Genomic DNA, 22,897 nt, shown 5'->3' with positions numbered 1-22,897 from the left:
CTTGCTTGCGTCATGCACCGGTCTTTCGCACGAATTGCCAAATTACGGTTGACAAAAAATATGATCAAGTATCAGTTTCCAAAATGCTGACAGATTGTCAGCTTTTTTGCCGTGCGACAAGGAACGTTGGGAGGCGGCTTTGGCATCTGGTAACGCGCACGCCGGAAGCGGCGACTGGCTGGTCGGCAATCCGACCGGCGGACAGCTAGCCTCGGCGCTGTGGATAGGCTCGGTCGGCCTGCTCATTCTCGGCCTGCAGCCGGTGCTGCTCGGCGCCCTCTACACGGAGGGCCATGTCAGCGGCGACGAGCTGGCGCTGGTCGCCACCGCCGAGATGATCGCCATCGCCATTGGTTCGGCGATCGTCGCGATGCTGCTGTCGGCCCGCAACATGCGCTGGAAAAGTGCGGCCCTGCTGCTCCTGCTGGCACTGGCGAATGTATGGACGGCCTATGCCGCCGGCGCCAATGCATTGACGGCGACACGCGCCTTGGCCGGCCTTGCCGAAGGCGGGCTTGTCGCGGTCGCCACCGAGCTTATCGCCCGTTCGCGGCGCGCCGAACGCATCGGCGGCTTTTTCGTCACCATGCAGACCCTGGCGCAATGCGCGCTTGCCCTGCTGCTGGCGCTCTATGTCATCCCGGCGGCCGGATCGGCTGGCGGCTTCCTTATTCTCGCGGTCGTCTGCGTCCTGTCGCTTGTCGTCGCCTTCGTCGTCCCTGCCGATTACGCCGATCTGCCGAAGGATGAGAATCTGGCCAATGTGCTGACGGCTCCTTCGATCACCGCGCTGTCGTGCGTCTTCTGCTATTTCATGTTCTTCGGCTCGGTCTGGGCGTTTCTTGAGCCTCTTGGTGCCCAATTCGGCATTGACGGCCGCATCGTCGGCCTGATCGTGTCGGCCACCCTCGCGGTGCAGGTCCTGGGCGCGATGACGGCGACCGCACTCGAAGCGCGCATCGATTACCGCATTGCCATCGCAGTCATTGGCACCGTCGCACTTGTCGCCTCGCTCATGCTGGCCAGCGGACCTGGGCTTGCCGCCTTCTGGGTCGCCGCCCTGGTCATGGGTTTCATTCTCCTGTTCATTGTGCCCTACCAGATCCGCCTGGCGATCACGGCCGATGACACCCGCACCGCCGTGCTCTTGGTGCCGGCCGCGCAGCTCTTTGGCCTGGCGATCGGGCCGGTTGCGGCGTCCATGCTCATCGACGGCAAGGATTTCCGCCCGGTTCCTGAATTCGCCGCCGGCAGTGCCTTGGCCAGTGTGTTGTTGCTTGGCCTGTTCATCCTCGTGGCGCGACGTCGCCGGGTTGTTGCGTGAGCGCCATGTCGAACATCTGGAGCAACTGGTCCGGTTTTGTCACAGCCGCGCCGCGGCTGATCGCCAGCCCCGCCGATGTTGGCGAGGTTGGCGACCTCGTTCGCACCGCACCCGGCCCGGTCCGTGTCGCCGGTGCCGGTCACTCCTTCACCCCGCTGGTGAAGTCCGAGGGCACCATCCTGTCTCTGGAAAAGCTGGAAGGGCTGGTCTCGCACGACGTTGAAAAGCACCAGGCACGCGTGAAGGCAGGGACGCGGCTTGGTCCGCTCATGCACATCCTGCAGGGCATCGGCCAGGGCCTGCCGAATATGGGCGATATCGATCGCCAGGCGATCGGCGGCGCGCTGGGGACCGCCACCCATGGCTCCGGGCCGACGCTTGGCGCCTATCATACGCAATTGGAGACGATGCAGATCGTCGACGGGCTTGGCAAGGTTCGCGATTTCACCAGGGCAGGGGATCAGGACATGATCCACGCTATCGGTGTCGCGCTCGGAGCATTCGGTGTCTTGAGCGAAGTGACGCTGAACAACATCGCGACCTACCGGCTGCGCCGCCGCAAATGGGTGCTGCCGATCGGCGACATGCTGCGCGACTTCGAAACGATGATGACCGCGCATCGCTCGGCGGAATTCTATTACATTCCGTTCTCCGGCTACGCGCAGTTCATCGCCAGCGACTTCAGCACCGAGGCGACCACCGCGCGCCCGACCGACGATGACGAAGGCTCTCTGCGCACGCTGCGCCGGCTGCGCACCGGACTTGCCTGGCTGCCGTCACTTCGCCGCCGGCTGATCCTCGGTGCTGTCGCGAAAGTGCCGGCCGAGGACTATGTGCAGGACTGGCTCAACGTCTATGCCAGCGACCGCCGGACCAAGTTCAACGAGATGGAATATCACCTTCCCTTCGAGGAGGGTCCGAAGGCGCTGGCCGAGATCATCGCGCTCACCGAAAAGCACTTTCCCGAAGTCTATTTCCCAATGGAGGTGCGCAGTGTCGCGGCTGATCAGTTCTGGCTCTCGCCGTTCTACGACAGGCCGACCTGCTCGATCGCCATCCATCATGACGCGGCGAGCGATCCGCTGCCGTTCATGCAGGCGGCCGAGCCGATCTTCCGCAGATATGGCGGCAGACCGCATTGGGGCAAGATGCACAGCCTGAAGGCGGCGGACTTCAAGAAGCTCTATCCGCGCTGGGACGACGCCATGGCGGTGCGCCGCGATATCGATCCGCAAAACCGCTTCGTCTCGCCCTACATGGCCGGCCTGTTCGGCATTGAACCCCGTCCTTTTGGCATTGAACCCCGTCCTTTTGGCATTGAACCCAGTCCTTTTGGCATTGAACGATGAGTGCCTATTTTGCCGCGCTCTCCGAAGCACTGAGAACCGCCGGTATCTTCCAGCCCTGCCTGCTGCTCGACCTCGACCGGCTGGATGGCAACATTGCGCTGGTCAAAGCCAGGCTCGACCCGAGCCTGGCCGTGCGGCTGGTCGACAAGTCGCTCGCTTGCCTGCCGCTGCTTTCGCATATCGCCAAGAAGCTCGAAACCGACCGCTTCATGACCTTTCATCCGCCGATCAGCGCGGCGGTGTTGAAGGCGTTTCCGGACGCGGGTCTCCTGTGCGGCAAACCGATGCCGGTCGACGCCGCAAGGGCGGCCCTGGTGAAGGGCGGCGCCGACTGGTCGCGTGTCTGTTGGCTGATCGATACACAGGAGAGGCTGGCTGAATATGACGCTCTGGCCGACGAAATCGGCACCGAGTTGCGCATCGCCTTCGAGATCGATGTCGGGCTGCATCGCGGCGGCTTCTCCAGCCCGGAGGCCTTGTCGAAAGCGTTAAGCGCGGTGGCGGCCCACAAACGGCTGCGCTGCGAAGGCGTCATGGCCTATGAGGCACACGCGCCGCATATTCCCGGCCTGTTCGGCGGGCCGGCCAAGGCGTTGGCGCAGGCTTCGGAGCGGGCCGCCGCTTTCGTGGCGCGCCTAGGCCTGGACCAGCGCCGCATCCTGAACATTGGCGGCAGCAAGACCGCGCTGCTGCATCGCGGCCGCATTGCCAATGAAGTGTCGATGGGATCGGCCTTCGTGCTGCCCAGCGATTTCGACACGCCTGGCCTCGACGGTTTCCAGCCGGCGGCCTTCATCGCGACGCCGATCCTGAAGATGGTCGAGCCGATGCTGCCGGGTCCGCCGGCCGTTACCCGCCTGCTGCAGGCGCTCGGCCGGTTTCCACGCAAGGGTTGCTACCTCTATGGCGGCAAATGGATGGCCGAGCCGGCCTTTCCCGAGGGCATGAAGACGAACGTCCTGCTCGGCCTGTCTTCCAACCAGCAATTCATGGGCCTGCCTGCCGATAGCGTCGCCAGGCCAGGCGACTACGCGTTTCTGCGGCCGACGCAGAGCGAGGCCGTGCTGCAGCAATTCGGTCCGATCGCGGTACTTTCCCACGGCAGGATCGTTGATCGTTGGCCGGTGCTGCCGATGATGTGACCGGGCAGATCGATATGGTTGACTAGGTCAAGTAAATGGTCGATCCTGTGAAGGCAGGAGATGACCATGACGATTCACCATCAGCCCAAGCACGAAGCGCCCGAAAAGCAGCTGATCGATGCGGTGCGGGCTTTCAACCGCTTCTACACCAGGCAGATCGGCCTGCTCGACGAAGGGTTGCTGAAAAGCGCCTTCTCGCTGACCGAGGCGCGTGTGCTTTACGAGCTGGCGCACCGCGATGGTTTGACCGCGACCGACCTTGGGCGCGATCTCGGTCTCGACGCCGGCTATGTCAGCCGTTTGCTAAAGAAGTTCGAACGCGATGACCTCATCTCCAGGTCGACGCTGGTTTCGGATGCCAGGCAATCCTCGATTGCGCTGACGCCGTCGGGCAGGACTGCCTTCGCGCCGCTGGACAAGGATTCGCATGACCAAGTCGCGGCCTTGCTCGATCGGCTGCCTGCTTCGGAACAGGACCGGCTGGTCGAGTCAATGCGGACGATCCAGGCACTGCTGGACGAAAGCGTAGAGCCGAAAATCCCATATCTGCTGCGGCCGCTGCAGATCGGCGACATCGGCTGGATCACCCGCCGGCAAGGGATGCTCTACGCGCAGGACTATGGCTGGGACGAAACGTACGAGGCGCTGGTCGCCGAAATCCTCGCGGCGTTCGTCAAATCCTTCGACCCGAAATGGGAGCGCAGCTGGATCGCCGAGCGCGATGGCGAGGTCGTCGGTTCGGTCTTCGTCGTGCGCAAGTCGCCCGAGGTGGCGAAGCTCAGATTGCTTTATGTCGAGCCTTCGGCCCGCGGCCTTGGCATCGGCGCGCGCTTGGTCGACGAGTGCATCGCCTTCGCGCGAGCCAAGGGTTACAAGACGCTGACGCTTTGGACCAACGATATACTGGGCTCGGCGCGCCGCATTTATCAGGCGGCGGGCTTCAGGCTGATCGACGAAGAGCGCCACCATTCCTTTGGCAAGGATCTGGTCGGGCAGACATGGGATTTGGAATTGTAGCGCCGATCAACCGTTGACCGGTATCCAGATCTCCAGTCCGCCATTGCCGCTGCGCGGATCGAACTCCGGGCCATATCGTTCGAATTCCGGCGCGTCCGCTATTTCGTGTCCGGAGGCCGGCAGCCATTTGTTCCAGATCGTGTTGACGGTGCGGCGGATGGTCGAGACGTGCTCGCGATGCGAAAACACCGCATATTTCTGCGCCGGTATGCGCACGCGGCTGAATTCCCTGGGAAGGTCGGAAAAGTCCGAGACCTCGACACCGGCGATGTAGTCGAAATTACCGGCATCGTCACCATTGACGCAGACGCCATAGGCGACGTCACCGGTCTCGCCCGGAATGTTGCCGATAAACGGGCCGAAGCGTTGCCATTGCATCGGTATGGCGGCGCTGGTCTCGCAGCTATAGCGTTCGCCGAGCCCGGCGATCAGGAACGGCCGGCTGTTTTCGAAGCGTGGCGGCTCGAGGTTGGCAAGAAAGGACTGGTCCATCAGGATCGGCTCCACGAGGGCTAGGGTCTTGGTCGAGCCTTGCGCGCGGACCAGTTCCGGCGTCGTGCCGAACTGGTCGCGGAAGGCCCGGGTGAAGGCCTCGTGCGAGTTGTAGCCGGCATCGAGCGCCACCGAGAGGATGTCGGGCGCCCCGCCGGCCAGCCTGCGCGCCGCTTCGGTCAGCCGGCGCGCGCGCATATAGCCCATGACGGAGTGGCCGGTGGCTGCACCGAAGGCGCGCGTCACATGAAAGCGCGAGACGCCGCTGCTCGCCGCGACATCGTCGAGTGTAACGGGCTCTGGCAGATGGCTCTCGACAAACCACAATGCTTTCTCGGTCGGGTTCATGTGTCCTCGCAAAGGCATCTTCACTCTGGCGCCTCGTAGCCCAACCAGTTTGATCGAAATTGCGCATGGCGCAAATTTGGTCGGAGAAGCCATCGAAGCGATTGCGCAAACGTTTCGATGGCACTATGGTCGGTCAAATCCGCCGAGACCAATGAGAGCGGACGGGAACGCATCATCAGGGAGGAGCGCTTGCCAGCACTCCATTTGAGCCGCCATGCCGACAATGGCTGAGGTCGCGCGCCGCGCCGGCGTATCGGTTTCGACCGTCTCGCATGTCATCAACCGCACCCGCTTTGTCTCGCCGGAGAAGGCGCGGCTCATCAATGACGCGATCGCCGCGATGGGCTACCAGCCGAATGAACTGGCGCGATCGCTCAAAGTGGCCTCGACCAACAGCGTCGGCCTGGCGATCTCGGCGATTTCCAACCCCTATTTCACCGACATCATCTGCGCCGTGGAGGCCGAATGCGCGCGCCTCGGCCTCATGGTCTTCCTATCGGACACACAGGAGGATCCCGACCGCGAGCTTTCGGTGGTGCGCGCCTTCCACCAGCGTCGCGTCGACGGTGTCATCCTGGCGCCGTCGGGCGCGCCGCAGCGCGCCATCGATTACCTGGCCGAGAAGAAGGTGCCCTGCGTGCTCATCGACCGTTTCGCCGACGCCCGTTTCGACCAGATCGGCGTCGAGAACCAATCGTCGATGCGGGCTCTCATCGATCACGTCGCCTCCTTCGGCCACAAGCGCATCGGCTACATCGCCGGCCAGCCGGGCTTGGCGACGACCCGGGAACGCGTCGAGGCCTTTCGCGTCTCGCTGGTCGCCAATGGACTTGAATGCCTGCCGCTCTATGTCTCGCCGGAGAATGTCGACACGGCGAGCGCGACCGCATCCACCCATGCGATCCTGTCTCAGCCGTCGCCGCCTACCGCATTGGTCACGGGCAACAACATGACGACGATCGGGGCAGTTCGCGCCATCCGCGAGAGGGGGCTCTCCATCCCCGGCGACCTCTCGCTCGTCGGCTTCGACGATTTCGAATGGGCCGATTGCTTCGAGCCCCGGCTGACGCTTGTCGCGCAACCCTGCACCGAGATCGGACGGCAGGCGGCCGCCCTGCTGTGCGCTCGCATCGCATCGACCGACCTGGAGCCGCAGGCGGTGCGGCTGCGGGCAGCGCTGCGGGTGCGAGAGTCTTGTGCGAGGCCGGCCCACACGAGGTCAGCATGAGCGCGCCGCTGCTTTCCGTCACCGGCGCGGTCAAGCGCTTCGGCGGCGTCCACGCGCTGCGCGGCGTCGACTTCGACCTCAAGGCGGGCGAAATCCATGCCCTGCTCGGCGAAAACGGCGCCGGTAAGTCGACGCTGATGAACCTGTTGTCGGGCGTCTACACGCCGGACGAGGGCACCATCCACATCGACGGCAAGCAGGTAGCCTTCAACAACCCGCGCGAGGCGCAGGCGGCCGGCATCGCCACCATCTTCCAGGAGCTCGACCTGGTGCCGACGCTCGACGTCGCCGCCAACCTTTTCCTTGGCCGCGAACTGATGCGGCCGGGTGGATTCCTCGACGTGCCGGCGATGCGCAGCGAGGCGCGCAAGCGTCTCGAAGCCATCGAACTGGCCATCGATCCGGCCAGCATGGTGGCGAACCTGTCGATCGGCCAGCGCCAGGTCGTGGCGATCGTCAAGGCGCTGTCCTACGCCTCGCGCGTGCTGATCATGGACGAACCGACGGCGGCACTCACGGTAGGCGAGGTCGACAGGCTGTTCGACATCATGCGCAAGCTCGCCGCGAGCGGCGTCGGCATCGTCTACATCTCGCATCGCCTCGAGGAGGTACCGCAGATCGCCGACCGGGTGACGGTCATGCGCGACGGTCGCGTCGCGGGCGTCACCGAGCCGCACGCGCCGCAGGCCGAACTGGTCCGGCTTCTCGTCGGCCGGCCGCTGGACGAGCTTTATCCCGAACGGTCGACGAAGGCCGGCAAGACACTGCTCAGCCTGCGCGATGCCAGCTTCAGGCTCGCCCATGAAAGCGCCGGCTGGCAGCCGCCGAGCGGTGTCTCGCTCGACGTCAAGGCTGGCGAGATCGTCGGGCTGGCCGGCATCATGGGGGCAGGGCGCACCGAACTCCTCAGCGCGCTCTATGGCACCGGCCTGTCCGGCCGTTGGGAAGGTGAGGTCGCCATGGACGGGCAGCCTGTGAAACTCGACTCGATCAAGGCCGCGCGCGAGGCCGGCATCGCCTTCGTCACGGACGACCGGCGCGGCAGCGGCCTGATGCTCCGGATGGCGGTGGGCCTCAATCTGGTCATGTCGGTGATCCGCCGCATCTCTCCCTTCGGCTTGATGTCGCAGCGCCGCCAGGCGGATGCGGTGAAGCAGTCCTTCGGCCAGTTCGACATCAGGCCGAAGAATCCCGACATCGCCGTGGGCGCGCTGTCCGGCGGCAACCAGCAGAAGGTGGTGCTGGCCAAGGAGATCCTCGGCAATCCCCGGCTGCTGCTGCTCGACGAGCCGACTCGCGGCGTCGATGTCGGCGCCAAGGGCGAGATCTACGCGCGGCTCAGGCAGCTGGCGGCGCAGGGGCTCGGCATATTGGTCGCGTCCAGCGAGATGCCGGAACTCATCGGCCTGTGCGACCGGATCGTGGTGCTGCGCCAAGGGCGCAACGTCGCGGAATTCATCGGCGGCGTCGACGAGCACACCGTGCTTGACGCGGCAAATGGCAGGGAGGCCTGATGTCTGAACAGAAGATTTCGGTGACAGCGAGCCCGGCGGTGCCGGCGGCAGCGCCAAAGCATCGCGATCCGCTCGCCCTGGTGGTGCGCTTCCAGAGCCTGATTGGCCTGGTCGTGGTGGCGATCGGTGGCATCATCTTCTCGCCGCGCCGGCACGGCCAGATCCTGTTCCTCGATCCCGACAACATCGCCAACATCGTGCGCGCCGTGTCGGAAACCGGCATCATCGCCATCGGCATGACCTTCGTGATCATCACCGCCGGCATCGACCTGTCGGTTGGCGCGGTGCTCGGCCTGTCCAGCGTCGTCACCGCGTCGATGATGATCTCGGGTGGCTTCGGGCTCATTCCCACAATCCTCGCCGTGCTCGTCATGGGCATCGTCTTCGGCGCCATCCAGGGCACCATCTCCACGCGCTTTCGGCTGGAGCCGTTCATTGTCACGCTTGCCGGCCTGCAGGCGGCGCGCGGCCTGGCGCTGGTCGTCTCCGGCAACCAGTACATCAACATTTCCTATGGCGACGGGCCGGGCCTGGCGTCGCCTGTGTTTGCGATCCTCGGCGAGCGGCTGTTCAACAACACCGTGCCGGTCGCCACCATCGTCTTCATCGTCTTTGCCGCGATCGCCACCATCGTGCTCAACACCACGCGCTTCGGCCGCTATGTCTTTGCGGTTGGCGGCAACGAGCGCGCGGCGCGCATTTCCGGCGTGCCTGTCTCGATGGTGAAGATCTCGGTCTATGCCATCACCGGCTTTGCCTCGGCCCTTGCCGGCATTGTGCACGCCGGCCAGTTCAATTTCGGCAGCGCCAATGACGGCATGGGCTACGAGCTCACGGCGATCGCCGCCGTGGTTATTGGCGGCACCAGCCTGTTCGGCGGCGCCGGCTCGATGGTCGGCACCGTGGCCGGCACCATCATGCTCGGCGCGCTCGCCAACATCCTGCAGCTCAACAACATCACGCCCGCCATGCAGTTGCTCGCGACCGCCGCGATCATCGTGCTGGCGGCAGTGCTTCAATCCCTCGTTCGCCGCCGCGAGGGTTTGGGTCGTTAGGAGGAAGACGGCAACAAAGTCGAAGTCAAACCAAGGTCTGGCCCCGGCCCGACGAGGAGGAGAGCGAGTATGAAAACCACAAGACAAGCAACGAGGAACACGCTTCATGCCGTGCTTCTGGCAGGCGCAGGCCTGTGCATTGCAGGAGCCGCGCAGGCCGCCGACCCGCTGGTCAAGGCCTGCGCCAAGGACGGCCAGTTTGTCATCGGCTTCTCGCAAGCCAACAACGCCGAGCCCTATCGCCAGCATGTCAATGACGAGTTGACGGCGGCCGCCAAGGCGGTGCCGGGCTTCACGCTGCAGATCGCCGACGGCGCCGGCAACGTCAACACGCAGACCTCGCAGGTCGACAACTTCATCACGCAGAAGGTTGATCTGCTGCTGATCTCGCCCTTCGAGGCCGCACCGCTGACGCCGGCGGTGAAACGCGCCATGGATGCCGGCATCCCGGTCATCGAGCTCGACCGCAAGACGGTCGGCGACCCCGGCAAGGACTACACCGCCTTCATCGGCGGCGACAATTACAAGATCGCGCTCGAAGCCGGCAAATACACCGCCAAGACCTTGCTGCCGGATGGCGGCGAGGCGGCGGTGCTGGAAGGCTTGCCGAGTTCGACGCCGGCGGTCGAGCGGCTGAACGGCTTCAAGGACGGCGTCAAGGCGAATGCCAAGATCCAGGTCGTCGCCGAGCAGGCCGCCGACTGGGTGCCGGACAAAGCCCAGACCGCCTTTGCCGCCATGCTGCAGGCGCATCCCGACATCAAGGTGCTCTATGCCTCCAACGACATGATGGCGGCCGGTGCGCTGCTTGCAGCCAAGGGAGCCGGCAAGGACGTCAAGATCATCGGCACCGACGGCCTCCCCGGACCGGCCGGCGGCATTGAGGCCGTCGCCAAGGGCGACTGGGCGGCAACCTTCACCTACCCGACGGGAGCGAAGGAAGCGATCGAGATGTCGAAGAAGATCCTGCTCGACTGCGCGACGTCAGTGGAGCCGACGGTAACGGTTGAGACGACCGCGATCACGGCGGAGAATGCCAAGCAGCTGATGGGGAAGTGAGGGACGGAGAGCCTACCGCCGAGGTTTGTAGACAAGGCCCCGGGAGGGGCCTTGTTCGTTTGGGAGGGTCTGCCGAAGAATGGCAACTCGTGCCGCATTTCGGTCATTCGCACGGCTATCGCCGTACATCAAAAGCCGACATGGGTCGTCCAAGCGATGGCGGCTCCGCGGTCACCCGCAGGATTTCTACGCCACGCGTGGTTGAGCCGGCCTGGGTTTGACCACGGTGGCGAGTACGATGCCGGCGACAATGAAGGCCGCACCGACCAGATCGTAATCGTGCAAGTCCTCGCCGAGCAGCAGATAGGCAAGCATAGCGACGAACACCGTCTGCAGGTAGAGCAGCATGCTCGCCCGACTCGCGCCGAGTGTTTCCACGCTTTTGTTGTAGAGATAGTACATCAAGGCGCCGCCGGGGCCCGCCAGATAAGCGAGCGCGAGAATGCTGTGGACATCCATGGCGGAGCGTGCGTCGTTGAACAATTCCCACAAGTGGAAAGGCAAGGCGACCAGCGCACCGACGCCGAGCAGCAGCACGACCATCGGCAGGAGTTCGATGCCGAATTTGGCACGGCGCAAAAGCACAGTGTACAGGCCCCAGCAGAACGCGCTGCCGACGATCCAAAGCTCGCCGGCGTTGAACTTGAGTTGCAGCAGCGCCGTCAGCTCCCCGTGGGCAACGATGAAAATCATCCCGCCGAGCGCGACCAGCGCGCCAAGCGACTTCCACAGCCCGAGCGGCTCGCCMAGCACGAAACGGGCGAGCACCATCGTCATGACAGGCGAAAGCGCCATGATGATTCCGGCCGTGGTGGCGTTGGTGTCGTTGAGGCCATGGTAGATCATACCCTGGCACAGCGTGAGGCCGATCGCCCCAACGGCGACGACCTCCACGGCGCGAGTTCGCAAAAGCCCGATCATCGCGTCGTGATGACGGTACACAATCGGCAGCAGGATGGCGCAGGCAAGCGTCAGCCGCCAGAAGCAGAGGCCCCAGGGCGGCATTTCAGGCGCCACCCACTTGGCCGCGATATAGACACCAGCCGAAAGCAGCCAGCACAGGACCGCGGCCGGATAGCCGGTCACCGAGGATATGGGGCCGACCACGGGTTGCGCGGCTTGATGCGCTATCGGCATTGCCTGCATGTCATGTCCTCCCCTTTGATGACGACTGCCGACGGGGGCAGCATAGACTGCGTCGTTGGGTCGTGCATCCGTTTTGAAGTGCGAGGTCGACCGTTGACCGCCGGCAGACCTGACTCAGCATCTGAACTTTCCTAAGTCACCAGAGCGGCGGCACAGACGCCGAGCAACAGCGTGCGCTTTCATCGGTATCGGGTGGTCGCGTGTCGGCTTTTCGCGTTGCATACGCGGGCGGCCAGTTGGCAGTCGACCCAAATGTGACATTCAGTTCTCGTCGCGCTGCTGCCAGGATTTGGCATCCCGTCCCAGCCGCTTACCTTGCGTTCAACGCCGCCGTATAAGCATACGAGATCCTGGGGTGCCGCGAATGCTGGACAATTACGACCTCGACCGGTTTGGCGTGATTCACCAGATCGACGCCACGCCGATCACATACGACAAGCAGTACATGTCCTATTACGAGGATTTGAGCGACCGGACCATCAAGCTCGGCTATCAGCGGCTTGGCTGGGTGCTGGGCATCACCGGTGCGATACCTCGGTCCGTGCTGGAGATCGGCTATGGCACCGGCACCTTTATCGAGGCCGCCAAAATTACCGGGGTTGCCGACTGTGCCGGCTGCGACATCACCAGATTTCCGCTGCCCGAGGGCGTCCGCTTTGTCGACTGGGACGAGGCGCTCGCCGACTCGTGGGATCTCGTCGCCATGTTCGACGTGCTCGAGCACATTTCAGATCTGGATTTCCTCGCCCGCCTTCAGGCCCGCCACCTGGCCATCGCCGTCCCTTACTGCCGCTGGCGTGAACTCGGCGCCGACGGCGACGCGTGGTTCCGGACGTGGCGCATGCGTCTGCCCAACGAGCACCTCCACCATTTCGACCGTGACTCGCTGGTGGCGCTCCTCGCGCATTACGGCTTCGAATGCGTGACGCTGAATTGCTTTGAAGACGGGATCAGACTGCGGCCGGGCGAAGCGGGTCCGAATATTCTGTCAGGCTTTTTTAGAAAGCTATAGGGCCGGTTCCCCGGCGACCGCGACCAGGTGCCATGCCTCCTGCCTGGTGGCCGCTCGCGGCTGAAAACCTCGGCCGCGCCGAAGCCGCGTTGCGCGAGGGGTTGACATCGCCACGAAACATCGCTTCAAATGTAATGTTATTACATACGGAGCATTCGGCGACTGCATCGCAAAAAACTCATTGCGATGCGGTCGATGGAAATCTACGGTGGGTACGTGATGGTCCCCGCGTCGAAAGGCAAGGGGTGAAAAGGGAACACGGTGAGACCTCAAAAGGTCGATACCGTGGCTGCCCCCGCAACTGTAAGCGGTGAGCAAGATCCGACATGCCACTGGCCGGCAAGGCTGGGAAGGCAGGATTGCGCCGAGACCCGCGAGCCAGGAGACCTGCCATCAGCTGAGTTGACCGGACGGGGTGTGCCGGGAGGAGACGTGGGCGTCGGTCTTGTCGGCCGGCTCGCCAGCATCCTTCCGTCGCCAGTTTTGGAAAGTGACGGAAAGTTGGACGGCGCCATCGATCATCGCATCATCGTGTGCACGCTTTGCCGCGACATCCCGACCGGCATCAGGTCGGGCGAAAGCCTTTGCGCCGATTTGCGCTCCCGGCTAGCGGCCTGCCATGAACCCGCCGTGGCGCATGGCTTCACGGTCGAAGGTGTCGAATGCATGGCGGGCTGCGAGAGGCCGCTGACGGTGGCCTTCCAGGCGCCGGGCAAGGCATCCTATCTCTTTGGCTCCATCGACTGCGAGGCCGACGCCGGCGATCTCGTGCGATTTGCCCGCCTTTACGCCTCGCTCGCCGACGGCTGGTGCAATTCCGGACCACGTCCGCCGCGGCTCGCCGGCAAGACACTGGCCCGCATTCCGGCACTGGGCAAGCTTGCGGGCGACAGCCGATGACAATTCCACTCCTCGAAGCGCGCGACCTCAGCGCGATGGCCAATGGCCGGCATCTGGTCCACGCCGTCAGCCTGTCGGTGGCCTCGGGCGATCGCCTTGCCATCATCGGCCCCAATGGCGCCGGCAAGACCACGCTGCTGCGCATGCTGTCGGGCATGCTCAGGCCAAGCTCCGGCGAGGTGAAGCTTGGCGGGCGCCGCCTGGACCGTATCTCGAGCGTCGAGCGGGCCCTGCATATCGCCGTCGTCGGCCAGACCGACCAGCCGGACCCGCGGCTGGCGGTGATCGACTATGTCGAGCTCGGCCGCGTCCCGCATGCCGGCCTGATACGCAGGAGCGAGGAGCGCGACATCGTCGTCGACACGTTGCGCCGGACCGGCCTGTTGCCGCTGCTTGGCCGCACCATCGGCTCGCTGTCGGGTGGCGAACGCCAGCGCGCCCAACTGGCGCGCGCCATCGCGCAGCAACCGAAGGTGCTGTTCCTCGACGAGCCGACCAACCATCTCGATCCGCGCGCCCGCGGCGAGCTGCTCGAACTCGTGGCCGGCTTCGGCATGACGGTGATCGCGGTACTGCACGATCTGGCTCTGGTGGCGCCCTTCGCCACCAGGGTCGCGGTGATGAGCGAGGCGCGGCTGCATGCGCTGGCGGCACCCCGCGAAGCGCTGACGCAAAAGCTGATCCGCGACATCTTCGGCGTCGACGTGTTTCGCCTGCGCCATCCGACCGAGGACCGGGAACTCACGGTCTTCGATGTTCCGAACCGGGCCGCGCCGCCATCCTGATCGAGCCCTTTCCGTCATCCGCCACTGTTCATCAAGGAGCAAATCCGTGAAATCTCCCTCCCTGTCGCTCGTCTTCTCGCTGCTGGCCACGACAGCCTTCGCCTTCCCGGTCACCGTCGACAGCTGCGGCAAGCCGCTGACCTTCGACGCGCCGCCCAAGCGCGCCGTCATCCATGACCTCAATATGGCTGAGATGGCCTTCGCGTTGAAGCTGCAGCCGTCGATCGTCGGCCTGACCGGCATCACCGGATGGTACAAGGTCGGCCCCGAGTTCAAGGCCGAGCAGGGTTCCATCCCGGAACTGGCGCCCAAATACCCGACGCTCGAAAACCTCGTCGCCGTCGAGCCCGATTTCTTCTTCGCCGGCTGGTACTATGGCATGAAGCCGGGTGGTGATGTCACCCCGGACACGCTCGCCCCGCACGGCATCAAGACGCTGGTGCTGACCGAAAGCTGCGTCCATCTCGACAAGAACCGTCCCGCTGCCTCGATGGACCTGCTCTATGGCGATGTCGAAAAGCTAGGCAAGATCTTCGGCAAGGAGAACGCAGCCGAAAAACTTGTTGCCAGCTGGAGGGCGCAGCTCGCTGATATCACTGCCAAGGTCGGCAGCGCGAAGAAGCCGCGGGTGTTCCTCTACGATTCAGGTGAGGACAAGCCGTTCACCGCCGGAAGATTCGCCATGCCGACCGCCATGGTCACGGCCGCGGGTGGCGACAACATCATGGCCGACATGGACACCAGCTGGGGCAACACGGACTGGGAAACCGTGGCATCGCGCAATCCGCAATTTCTCATCCTGCCCGACTACCAGGATGGCGGCGGCTACAAGAAACTGCTCGATTTCTTGAAGGCCCACCCGGCGATGAAGGAGACGGACGCGGTCAGGAACGAGCGCTTCGTGGCGTTGCGCTATGCCGAACTGACGCCCGGGCCGGCAAACATCGAGGCGATCGGCAAGATCGCCAGGGCGATGCATCCGGAAGCGTTCTGATGCTTCTTACCGCTGGGCAAAAATCCGGTACGCTTTCGGGGCACAAGGCATTCGCTCTGGCGATGGTGGTGGGCACGGTGGCGATCGTCGCCCTCGTGCTGCTGTCGATCGCCTATGGTTCGACGCTGATCCCACTCACCGACGTCATCGCCTCGCTTGGCAAGGCCGTCGGGTTGAATGAACACCAGGTGTCTGGCCCGGTCGGCAAGATCGTCGTCGACCTCAGGCTGCCGCGCACGATCCTGGCGGTCTGTGTCGGTGGCGGCCTCGGTATAACAGGCGCCTTGCTGCAGACGGTGACCCGCAACGATCTTGCTGATCCCTTCCTGTTCGGCCTGTCGTCGGGGGCGGCCGCAGGTGCCGTTTCCGTCATCACTGTCTTTGGTGACAGTTTCGGCATCTGGACCTTGCCGGTCGCCGCCTTCACCGGCGGGATACTGGCCGCCTGCATCGTCCTCCTGCTGGTCGCGCGGGTGAGAGGGCAGGGACCCGAGCGGCTGATCCTCGCCGGCCTTGCCGTTTCCTTCCTGTTCACGGCCTTGACCAACTACCTGGTTTTTGCCGGCGACCAGCGCGCAGCCCATTCGGTGCTGTTCTGGACGATGGGCGGGCTCGGGCTGGCGCGCTGGGACAATGTCTGGCTCGGCGCCTTGGGCGCCAGCACGATTGCAGCCTACGGGCTGTGGAACCATCGCAGGCTGGACGCCTTCCTGGCGGGTGAAAGTGCCGCCGAAAGCCTTGGCGTGCCGGTGGCGCGGATGCGTAGGACGACGTTTCTCGTCGCTGCCTTTTCGACGGCAATTCTCGTCTCGGTCGCCGGCGTCATCGGCTTTGTCGGGCTTATGATCCCGCATCTGTCGCGGCCGCTGGCCGGTCCCTTGCATCTGCGCCTGATCGCCAGCTGTGCGCTGTTCGGGGCGGTGCTGTTGCTGGCAAGCGATCTTCTGGCGCGAACCCTGTTGCCACCGCAGGAACTGCCGATCGGCATCATCACCAGCTCGCTCGGGGCCTTCTTCGTCGTCACGCTGGTCGTGAGAAACCGCCTCTGACCGCTCGGAGCTTGCCGTCTCAGACTGTCCAGAAATAGCGCACGATGTGAAAGAAGATGGGAGCAGCGAAAATCAGGCTGTCGGTACGGTCCATCATGCCGCCATGGCCTTCGATCAGATGGCCCCAGTCCTTGACGCCCTGGTCGCGCTTGATGGCCGAGGCAACGAGCCCACCCAGAAACCCCATCGAACAGACGACGAAGGCCACACATGCCGCCTGCAGGGGCGTGAATGGCGTCACGAACGACAGCAGTGCGCCGAGCAGGCTCGCCGACACCACTCCGCCGATCAGGCCCTCCCAGGTTTTCGATGGCGATACGGTCGGCGAGAACCGGTGTTTTCCGAACAGCTTGCCGAAGATGTATTGCAGCACGTCGCTGCCTTGGACGACGATGATCAGGAAGGCGATCAGCAACAAATTGCGGCCTTCGAAGCCCGGCACATCGAGCGTCAGCAGCGCTGGAACATGGCTGACGCAATAGACGGAGATCATCACCGCCCATTGTTGCGCGGCGATCCGCTCGAGAAAGCGTTCGGTATCGCCATGCAACGCGGTGATGGCCGGCATCAGCAGGAAGCAATAGACCGGAATGAAGATGACGAAGAGCCCGTACCAGGCGGTCCAGACCAGCCAGTACTGAAACGGGATGATGATGCCGAACATGCCGAGCAGCACCCAATGGTCTCTCCGGCTCGTATGCGTCAGCGTCACGAATTCACGCAGCGAGGCGAAGGAAATCAGCGCGAACAGGATGGTCAGGCCGTACCGGCCGAAGAAGAAGGCGACCGTCATCAGCGCGACCATGACCCACCAGGCATTGATGCGCTGGGTGAGATTGACCAGAGTCGAACTGAGTGGCTTCGGCGCCCGTGCCGAAAGTATCGCGGCCACGATGCTGGCGGTCGTCAGCACCGCCAGCAGGCCGATGATCAGGATCGAGATGTCGTGGCGCATCAATCGTCTCGCTCGGGACGCGGGTTGAGCGCCAGAAGCGTGGCGTGGGCTCGGTCGAGAAAGGCGCGCCGCTGCTCGCCAGGGGCCACCGCCACCGGCGCGCCGAAGACGACGCGGCATAAAAGCGGGACCGGCAGGAACTGGCCCTTGGGCAGGACGCGCGACATGTTCTCGATCCAGCACGGGATCAGTTCGACCTGCGGCCGTGCCATCGACAGATTATAGAGCCCGGAGCGGAAAGGCAGCAGCGGCTCTTCCGTCATATTGCGGGTGCCTTCGGGGAACAGGATGAGCGAGTGGCCCTGGTCGAGAACCGACAGCATGATCTCGATCGGGTTTTCCTCGGGCTTCGTCCATTGCCGGTTGATGAGCACGGAAGACAGCATGTCTTCGGCGATGAAGCGGCGCAGCCGCGATTTTCGCCAATATTCGCCGGCCGCCACGGCATGGGTGATCGCGCGCTCCTTTTCGTTGAGGCACGCCGACAAAAGGATGAAGTCGCCATGGCTCGTGTGGTTGGCGAAATAGATGCGCTGCCTGTCCGACGGCAGACTGCCATTCCAGATCGGACGCACCCCAGTCACCACCCAGGCCAGCGCCGAGAGGCCGACGGAGGTCACCGTCTGCAGCAGGGTAAAGGTCTTGAGCGAGAGCCTGTTCATCGCGGCGCCCAAAATCCGGCCGCCAGAAGCATCGCCACGAACAGGCCAAGGGCCATGCGTTGCCTGGTGAGCAGCCGGCGCGCGCCGGCCATGCGTTCGTCGAGCGAACGTGTGGAGGGTGGCAGCGGCTTCAGGCGCATGCGCGCCAGCATGTCATCCACCGCGGCGCCAGCGGAAGCCTCGTCGTCATGGCTGGCCATCAGCCGGAACAGCAGCGCGTCGAATGCCAGCAGCGCCGACAGCGCCAGCACGGCAGTCGCGCTGACGGCAGTAAGCGACAGCGCGACGGCCGCGGGCAAGGTCTCGAAGGCGCCGCGCGCCCGGGCGGCCAACGGCGCCAGCATGTTCGCGGCCACAACGAGTGCGGCCGGCCACGCGGCCTGCCGCATCAGCATCCTGGCGAAACGATCGGCGGTTTGATAGGCATCGCCGGTCATGATGCGGCCCGCTCCGTTGCCTCGACAAGGTGAACCGGCCGGCCGGCGGCGCTCAGCATCTCGCGAGCCCGGGCCGGTGTCCCGGCCCTGGCGGTCGCCACCAGCCATTCAGCGACAACGCCGGCGCTGCGCTGGAAACCGAGCGCGCAGCAGACAAGCACGGTGCCGTCGCGGCCAGCCTTCTCCAGCGCGTAGGCCGCCTGCCGCTGCGTCATCAACGGCGGCGGCAACAGGTCGACCATAGGCAAGGCGATCCAGCGGCAAGTCGCTCCCGCCGGCCTTCCAAGTTCGGCGGCGAGGTCGATGACGGTGCCGAAGCCGTTGGCCTCGCTTGCCGTCGGAAAACGCCCGAGAAAGACGCTGTCGGCAACCGCCACCTGCGGAGCAAGATTTCGCGTCCAGGCCCGAATGTTTGTCCTGACGCCAAGACGATACGGCAGGAGCAAGGTGCGGCTTGCGAGCGTGATGCCGCCATCGGCGGATTTCTGGAACACTTTCGGGCCGGCCCCGGCATAGGCAAGGGCGACGATGGCCAGCGCCAAGGCTGGCCAAATCAGGAAGAGCGCGACGGCTGAAAAGAGCGCGCCGAGTGCGGCGGCGGCCACCGCAAGGACGGCGCCCAGTGCATAGAACAGTGCAAGCCGGCGGGCTTTCGCATCGCTGGTCAGCCGGGCACCTGAAAGGGGCAATTCGCCGTTGCGCGGAAACAGCCAGAGCGCGAAGAAGCCGAGCAGCGCGCCAGTCGGGATGTCGATGAAATGATGCTGCCAGGTCGTCAGCACCGAGGCGCCGATCAGGAAGCACCAGCCGTGCCAGAGCGGCAGGAGAAGGCGACCGAGCCGGTGGCGCCAATGGTCCCAGATGATCACCAGCAGGGCGATGTGCAGCGAGGGTGCCTGGTTGAAAGGCTTGTCGAAGCCGCCAAGCACGGCAAACATGAAGCCCGGCAACCCGGTCGTTTCCGGCCGCACGAACGTCGCGGTCAGCGGGAAGAGAATGAAGCAGGTGACGGCGACGAGTTGCGCCGTGAGATAGCGGCCGGCCAGGCGGTCGACCCCTTGCCGGTTGTCGTTAAGCAGCAGTGACAGGCCGTAGAACAGGTTGATCGACCAGTAGGGCACGATGGTCCAGGCGACGAACGGGACGCTGTGTTCCCAGGAGAACACGATGCTGCCGACATCGTCGCGCCGCGACGCCAGCCAGTTGGCGAAGCCATAGGTCAGGTAGAAGAACGGCGCCAGGAACGCCAACCACAATGCAGCCCTGACGACCACACGGCCATAGGGTTCGGCGACGATGGCTGCGGATTGCGAAGCTTCAGGGTCAGTCGGCATGCCTCGGCTGGTCCTACAGGCGCCGTGCGACCGAGACGGTGAAGATGCCCCATTGGTCGATGCGCTGGTCGAGCTTCTCGAAACCGGCGGCTTCGACGAGCTGGTCCATCTCGCCTTGCGTGCGCCGGCGCATGACCCATGCTTGTCCGCCGCGATGGGACGTCAGGCTGCGCGCGATCATCTCGAGCTGCGGATGCCAGGGCTGGTTGGTATAGATGAGCAGGCTGCCCCGCCGCATGGCGCGGGCCAATCCGCCAAGCGACCGGGCGATCATGGCATTGTCGGAGAACAGTTCGTAAAGGCCCGAAACGATGGCGAGGTCCGGCACCGGATCGATAGTGTCGAGCATGTCGGCATCGAAAGCGTCGGCGCGCTGGAACGAGACGCTGACCGGCAATTGCCGCTCGGCGATCAGCTTGCGGCCAAGCCCGACATTGAGGTCGGAATAATCCTGCAGGCGCACGCTTGCCGGCGGGGCGGGGCTCTTCGCGATCGCATCGAGAACATAGCGGCCGTGGCCGGCGGCGATGTCGAGAAGGTGGGCGTCGCGGCCGGCGGCCTTGAGTGTCGACAGCGCAGCGCCGATCAGTTCTTCCAGGTGCAGTTTGCGCTGGCGGATGCCGCGCCAGCCGATGGCCTCCAGGAAGATGCGATCCACAAAGCGGCCAAGCGGCGTCAGCCCCCGTGCCTCGTTTTCATAGACATAGTCCAGTGTCGAGCCGGAATCGAAACCGGTGGTGACGCCGGCCTTCATGCCCGACGAGACCCAGGCGCCCATGCGGATGAAGGCACGGCTGAATGCCCAATAGAAGCCCCTGGGCGACAACAGGTCCAGTGGCGATGCAAGCCTGTCGGCCTCGTCGCGCGTGTAGCCGGCGATGTCCGCCTGCTTCAGGTCAACTGGTGCATCGCGCGCCGTGAACTGCGTGGCCAGGAACGGCCGGATCAGATCGAGGGCCTGCGCCCGGTCGCGCTCGCCAAGCGTGTCGTGGAAGAAACCCGGCAACACGTGGCGCTCCTTGGTCCGGCTGCCGAGATTGACGAAGAATTCGTGCTGCGGGGCTTGGCGCACCACCCAGTCGCTTCCCGAAAGCAGAAGTTGTGTTGGCACGGTGATGGCGCGGGCGTCCGAAACGATGCGGGCGGCATGCTGGTAGAGTTCGACCAGGATGTTGGAGGCGATCGGCCGCGTGATCAGTGGATCGCTCTCGAAAGTGGCGATGCGCACGGGATCGTGGGTCAGGAATTTCGCCTTGACGTAGGAGTTGACGAAAAAACGGCCCTTGAGCCTTTGCCAGAGCGCGATACCCTCCTTGGCGAACGGCACGTAGAGCTTGACTGAAAAGGCCGGGGAGGCCAGCACCATGGCGCGCAGTTTCGGCGCATAATCGTGAACCCAGGCAGCGGCAAGCACGGCGCCGAAAGACTGCGCGATCAGTGCGATGTCCTGCGTTGCGAAGCCATCCCTGGCGGCGATCTCGCGCATGAAGCAGTCGATGTCGCGCACCAGCGCCGAGAAGGACGGAGCATAGCCGCGTTCACCTGACGAACGGCCATTGCCGCGGGCATCCCAGGCATAGAAGGCGTGATCTGGCATCCGCAGTTCGTCGACGAGATGGGCCATGCGACCGCCATGCTCATGGCCGCGATGGAAGAGCACCACGGCGCCCTTGGCATCGGCGGAGGCCGCCGGCCAGAACCTGTAGAAGATTTCCGTTCCGTCATGGCTGTGGAAGACCCGCTCTTGTGCCTGCCGTCCAGTACCTTCGGCAGCCGCTGCAATCGGTCCGTGCATCATGGTCTTCCCCTCAGGCGACATGGTGAGCCTCGATGCTCAGCTGGCGCTGCCAATAAAGCCGGCGCGTATCCGGTTTATGGCGGTCAGCAGCGAAAGCGTTGCCATGGCTGGAAACACAAAAGGCGCGATGGATGCCGGCCACAGCCCTGCGGCGCACACGACCGCCACCATGCCCAGCGCCAGCGCCCTGTCGCTCTTGCCGAACGGCCCGGCGTAATTACGCCCGATGCCGGCGGCGATGCCGAGCACGCCAGCGAACTCGGTTAGTACCGCGGTGATGGCGAAGGCGACGACTCCCCATGCGCTGAATAGCGGCAAGGCCGCAAAGGGAAGGATCAGTGCCAGGTCCGAAACGACATCGCAAATCTCGTTCAGGTACATGCCGAGCGTCGAAGCCTGCCCATGTTCGCGTGCCAGCATGCCGTCCACCGCATTGAGTGCCATGCGCACGAACAGCACCACGGGAATGAGTACCAGCGGCCAGCGCCATCCGTGCAGGGTCGCCACGGCCGCTCCAGCCCCGATCGACATCAGGGCCGCCAGGATGGTGATGCTGTTTGCGGTGACGCCGTTCGCCGCCAACCGGTTGACCAGCGGCCGCAGTCTTCCCTGGAAAGCCGGCTTGAGCGCGTAAAGCGTCGGCATTGCGTCGATCCCCCGATCCTGGCCTGCGCTGTACATGAATATGTCATATGCGACCAGCGGCTGCAGCGTCCAAAACGGCGACTCTGACTGCTCGGCTGCCGCGCATCGGTCGCTGAGGCGTCGACCAATCGTCGACGGTCACGGTGGGCACGCACATTTGCCGGCTTTTGAACGACATCGCGCTTGAATAGTAAGCACGCTTATTATATATATCGCTCATGGTTTCCGATGGCATCGACAGATTGGGATTTTTGATCCACGACGTGCAGCGCCTGATGCGCAAGCGTTTCGAGACGCGTGCCAGTGGGCTCGGCCTGTCGTCGGCGCAATGGCGCCTGATGGTGCGCGTTGCCAAGGAAGAGGGCGTTACCCAGGCCCGGCTCGCGGAGCTGCTCGAAATCGAGCCGATCAGTGTCTCGCGCCTCGTCGACCGGATGGAAGAGGGCGGCTGGATCGAGCGCCGCGCCGACGCCGCCGACCGCCGCGTGCGCATGATCTTCCCGACCGCCAAGGCGAGCGCCGCCTATGCCGAGGTCAAGAGCCTGGCCGGCGAAGTCTATGAGGAGTCGCTCGTCGGCGTTTCGCCGGAGGACCGTCGCGTCCTGATCAGGGCGCTCGATGCGATGGCGCAGAATCTCGCCGAAGGCGATAC

The 22,897-nt window shown here is 64.3% G+C and carries 22 protein-coding genes and 1 riboswitch; of the genes, 14 read left to right on the top strand and 8 right to left on the bottom strand.

Annotated features, from left to right (window positions below; translation table 11 throughout):
* The first annotated feature begins 139 nt into the window (after positions 1-139).
* From C1D09_RS13905 to C1D09_RS13890, 4 genes are all read left to right on the top strand, one after another.
* The gene (locus C1D09_RS13905) at positions 140-1,324 is read left to right on the top strand and encodes an MFS transporter (protein WP_143974863.1); all 1,185 of its coding nucleotides are present in this window, start codon (positions 140-142) and stop codon (positions 1,322-1,324) included.
* Positions 1,325-1,329: 5 nt separating this feature from the next.
* Complete coding sequence (locus C1D09_RS13900; protein ID WP_143974862.1) at positions 1,330-2,673, top strand: D-arabinono-1,4-lactone oxidase; 1,344 nt, start codon at positions 1,330-1,332, stop codon at positions 2,671-2,673.
* Complete coding sequence (locus C1D09_RS13895; protein WP_143974861.1) at positions 2,670-3,815, top strand: alanine racemase; 1,146 nt, start codon at positions 2,670-2,672, stop codon at positions 3,813-3,815. Before C1D09_RS13900 ends, C1D09_RS13895 begins: the two co-directional genes overlap by 4 nt.
* 66 nt (positions 3,816-3,881) lie before the next feature.
* Positions 3,882-4,832 carry a bifunctional helix-turn-helix transcriptional regulator/GNAT family N-acetyltransferase gene (locus C1D09_RS13890; RefSeq protein ID WP_143974860.1) on the top strand — a complete coding sequence of 317 codons (951 nt, stop codon included), beginning with the start codon at positions 3,882-3,884 and terminating at the stop codon, positions 4,830-4,832.
* Between the two features lie 6 nt (positions 4,833-4,838).
* Here C1D09_RS13890 and C1D09_RS13885 read toward each other — a convergent pair whose 3' ends face one another.
* The gene (locus C1D09_RS13885) at positions 4,839-5,672 is read right to left on the bottom strand and encodes an AraC family transcriptional regulator (RefSeq protein ID WP_143974859.1); all 834 of its coding nucleotides are present in this window, start codon (positions 5,670-5,672) and stop codon (positions 4,839-4,841) included.
* A 214-nt stretch (positions 5,673-5,886) separates the two neighbouring features.
* Here C1D09_RS13885 and C1D09_RS13880 point away from each other — a divergent pair, with 214 nt between their 5' ends.
* From C1D09_RS13880 to C1D09_RS13865, 4 genes are all read left to right on the top strand, one after another.
* Entirely contained in the window at positions 5,887-6,900 is a 1,014-nt protein-coding gene (locus C1D09_RS13880; protein ID WP_143974858.1) for a LacI family DNA-binding transcriptional regulator, read from the top strand.
* On the top strand, positions 6,897-8,414 hold the full coding sequence (locus tag C1D09_RS13875; RefSeq protein WP_143974857.1) for a sugar ABC transporter ATP-binding protein: 1,518 nt from the start codon (positions 6,897-6,899) through the stop codon (positions 8,412-8,414). Before C1D09_RS13880 ends, C1D09_RS13875 begins: the two co-directional genes overlap by 4 nt.
* Positions 8,414-9,469: an ABC transporter permease gene (locus C1D09_RS13870; RefSeq protein WP_143974856.1), complete on the top strand. Its 1,056-nt coding sequence runs from the start codon at positions 8,414-8,416 to the stop codon at positions 9,467-9,469. The genes C1D09_RS13875 and C1D09_RS13870 overlap by 1 nt, the downstream gene beginning before the upstream one ends.
* A 69-nt stretch (positions 9,470-9,538) precedes the next feature.
* Positions 9,539-10,528 (top strand): substrate-binding domain-containing protein, encoded by a 990-nt coding sequence (locus C1D09_RS13865; protein ID WP_143974855.1) that lies wholly within the window; start codon positions 9,539-9,541, stop codon positions 10,526-10,528.
* 186 nt (positions 10,529-10,714) lie between these two features.
* Here C1D09_RS13865 and C1D09_RS13860 read toward each other — a convergent pair whose 3' ends face one another.
* Positions 10,715-11,674 carry a DMT family transporter gene (locus C1D09_RS13860; RefSeq protein WP_143974854.1) on the bottom strand — a complete coding sequence of 320 codons (960 nt, stop codon included), beginning with the start codon at positions 11,672-11,674 and terminating at the stop codon, positions 10,715-10,717.
* 364 nt (positions 11,675-12,038) lie between these two features.
* Here C1D09_RS13860 and C1D09_RS13855 point away from each other — a divergent pair, with 364 nt between their 5' ends.
* From C1D09_RS13855 to C1D09_RS13835, 5 genes are all read left to right on the top strand, one after another.
* Positions 12,039-12,686 carry a class I SAM-dependent methyltransferase gene (locus tag C1D09_RS13855; protein WP_143974853.1) on the top strand — a complete coding sequence of 216 codons (648 nt, stop codon included), beginning with the start codon at positions 12,039-12,041 and terminating at the stop codon, positions 12,684-12,686.
* Between the two features lie 203 nt (positions 12,687-12,889).
* Positions 12,890-13,095, top strand: a riboswitch (cobalamin riboswitch).
* A 92-nt stretch (positions 13,096-13,187) separates the two neighbouring features.
* Positions 13,188-13,586 carry a DUF1636 family protein gene (locus C1D09_RS13850; RefSeq protein ID WP_246135736.1) on the top strand — a complete coding sequence of 133 codons (399 nt, stop codon included), beginning with the start codon at positions 13,188-13,190 and terminating at the stop codon, positions 13,584-13,586.
* Positions 13,583-14,371 (top strand): ABC transporter ATP-binding protein, encoded by a 789-nt coding sequence (locus C1D09_RS13845; protein ID WP_143974852.1) that lies wholly within the window; start codon positions 13,583-13,585, stop codon positions 14,369-14,371. The genes C1D09_RS13850 and C1D09_RS13845 overlap by 4 nt, the downstream gene beginning before the upstream one ends.
* Before the next feature lie 46 nt (positions 14,372-14,417).
* A complete protein-coding gene (locus C1D09_RS13840; RefSeq protein ID WP_143974851.1) occupies positions 14,418-15,365 on the top strand; it encodes an ABC transporter substrate-binding protein in 948 nt (315 codons plus the stop codon).
* Positions 15,365-16,414, top strand: coding sequence for a FecCD family ABC transporter permease (locus C1D09_RS13835; protein ID WP_167514599.1), 1,050 nt, complete (start codon positions 15,365-15,367; stop codon positions 16,412-16,414). Before C1D09_RS13840 ends, C1D09_RS13835 begins: the two co-directional genes overlap by 1 nt.
* A gap of 19 nt (positions 16,415-16,433) precedes the next feature.
* Here C1D09_RS13835 and C1D09_RS13830 read toward each other — a convergent pair whose 3' ends face one another.
* Genes C1D09_RS13830 through C1D09_RS13805 form a run of 6 tightly spaced genes read right to left on the bottom strand, consistent with a single transcriptional unit; the run spans position 16,434 to position 22,245 of the window.
* Entirely contained in the window at positions 16,434-17,369 is a 936-nt protein-coding gene (locus C1D09_RS13830; RefSeq protein WP_143974850.1) for a phosphatidate cytidylyltransferase, read from the bottom strand.
* Complete coding sequence (locus C1D09_RS13825) at positions 17,369-18,031, bottom strand: lysophospholipid acyltransferase family protein (protein WP_143974849.1); 663 nt, start codon at positions 18,029-18,031, stop codon at positions 17,369-17,371. The genes C1D09_RS13830 and C1D09_RS13825 overlap by 1 nt, the downstream gene beginning before the upstream one ends.
* Entirely contained in the window at positions 18,028-18,468 is a 441-nt protein-coding gene (locus tag C1D09_RS13820; protein ID WP_143974848.1) for a hypothetical protein, read from the bottom strand. Before C1D09_RS13820 ends, C1D09_RS13825 begins: the two co-directional genes overlap by 4 nt.
* Positions 18,465-19,802 (bottom strand): phosphatase PAP2/dual specificity phosphatase family protein, encoded by a 1,338-nt coding sequence (locus C1D09_RS13815; RefSeq protein ID WP_143974847.1) that lies wholly within the window; start codon positions 19,800-19,802, stop codon positions 18,465-18,467. The genes C1D09_RS13820 and C1D09_RS13815 overlap by 4 nt, the downstream gene beginning before the upstream one ends.
* Before the next feature lie 13 nt (positions 19,803-19,815).
* The gene (locus C1D09_RS13810) at positions 19,816-21,600 is read right to left on the bottom strand and encodes a bifunctional alpha/beta hydrolase/class I SAM-dependent methyltransferase (RefSeq protein ID WP_425463418.1); all 1,785 of its coding nucleotides are present in this window, start codon (positions 21,598-21,600) and stop codon (positions 19,816-19,818) included.
* Between the two features lie 36 nt (positions 21,601-21,636).
* Entirely contained in the window at positions 21,637-22,245 is a 609-nt protein-coding gene (locus C1D09_RS13805) for a CDP-alcohol phosphatidyltransferase family protein (protein WP_143974845.1), read from the bottom strand.
* A gap of 218 nt (positions 22,246-22,463) precedes the next feature.
* Here C1D09_RS13805 and C1D09_RS13800 point away from each other — a divergent pair.
* A partial coding sequence (locus C1D09_RS13800; protein ID WP_143974844.1) for a MarR family winged helix-turn-helix transcriptional regulator occupies positions 22,464-22,897 on the top strand: 434 nt, incomplete at its 3' end.

This window comes from Mesorhizobium intechi, assembly GCF_002879535.1.
GTDB classification, from domain to species: domain Bacteria; phylum Pseudomonadota; class Alphaproteobacteria; order Rhizobiales; family Rhizobiaceae; genus Mesorhizobium; species Mesorhizobium intechi.
Note: the sequence above shows the minus strand (reverse complement) of the source record. Positions and strands in the feature narration are given on the sequence as shown.

Coding starts and splice junctions, on each gene's coding strand:
- C1D09_RS13825 (WP_143974849.1), bottom strand. CDS start 18,031: ATGAACAGGCTCTCGCTCAAGACCTTTACCCTGCTGCAGACGGTGACC.
- C1D09_RS13885 (WP_143974859.1), bottom strand. CDS start 5,672: ATGAACCCGACCGAGAAAGCATTGTGGTTTGTCGAGAGCCATCTGCCA.
- C1D09_RS13805 (WP_143974845.1), bottom strand. CDS start 22,245: ATGCCGACGCTTTACGCGCTCAAGCCGGCTTTCCAGGGAAGACTGCGG.
- C1D09_RS13865 (WP_143974855.1), top strand. CDS start 9,539: ATGAAAACCACAAGACAAGCAACGAGGAACACGCTTCATGCCGTGCTT.
- C1D09_RS13820 (WP_143974848.1), bottom strand. CDS start 18,468: ATGACCGGCGATGCCTATCAAACCGCCGATCGTTTCGCCAGGATGCTG.
- C1D09_RS13845 (WP_143974852.1), top strand. CDS start 13,583: ATGACAATTCCACTCCTCGAAGCGCGCGACCTCAGCGCGATGGCCAAT.
- C1D09_RS13855 (WP_143974853.1), top strand. CDS start 12,039: ATGCTGGACAATTACGACCTCGACCGGTTTGGCGTGATTCACCAGATC.
- C1D09_RS13900 (WP_143974862.1), top strand. CDS start 1,330: ATGTCGAACATCTGGAGCAACTGGTCCGGTTTTGTCACAGCCGCGCCG.
- C1D09_RS13835 (WP_167514599.1), top strand. CDS start 15,365: ATGCTTCTTACCGCTGGGCAAAAATCCGGTACGCTTTCGGGGCACAAG.
- C1D09_RS13875 (WP_143974857.1), top strand. CDS start 6,897: ATGAGCGCGCCGCTGCTTTCCGTCACCGGCGCGGTCAAGCGCTTCGGC.
- C1D09_RS13810 (WP_425463418.1), bottom strand. CDS start 21,600: ATGATGCACGGACCGATTGCAGCGGCTGCCGAAGGTACTGGACGGCAG.
- C1D09_RS13890 (WP_143974860.1), top strand. CDS start 3,882: ATGACGATTCACCATCAGCCCAAGCACGAAGCGCCCGAAAAGCAGCTG.
- C1D09_RS13830 (WP_143974850.1), bottom strand. CDS start 17,369: ATGCGCCACGACATCTCGATCCTGATCATCGGCCTGCTGGCGGTGCTG.
- C1D09_RS13895 (WP_143974861.1), top strand. CDS start 2,670: ATGAGTGCCTATTTTGCCGCGCTCTCCGAAGCACTGAGAACCGCCGGT.
- C1D09_RS13815 (WP_143974847.1), bottom strand. CDS start 19,802: ATGCCGACTGACCCTGAAGCTTCGCAATCCGCAGCCATCGTCGCCGAA.
- C1D09_RS13880 (WP_143974858.1), top strand. CDS start 5,887: ATGCCGACAATGGCTGAGGTCGCGCGCCGCGCCGGCGTATCGGTTTCG.
- C1D09_RS13870 (WP_143974856.1), top strand. CDS start 8,414: ATGTCTGAACAGAAGATTTCGGTGACAGCGAGCCCGGCGGTGCCGGCG.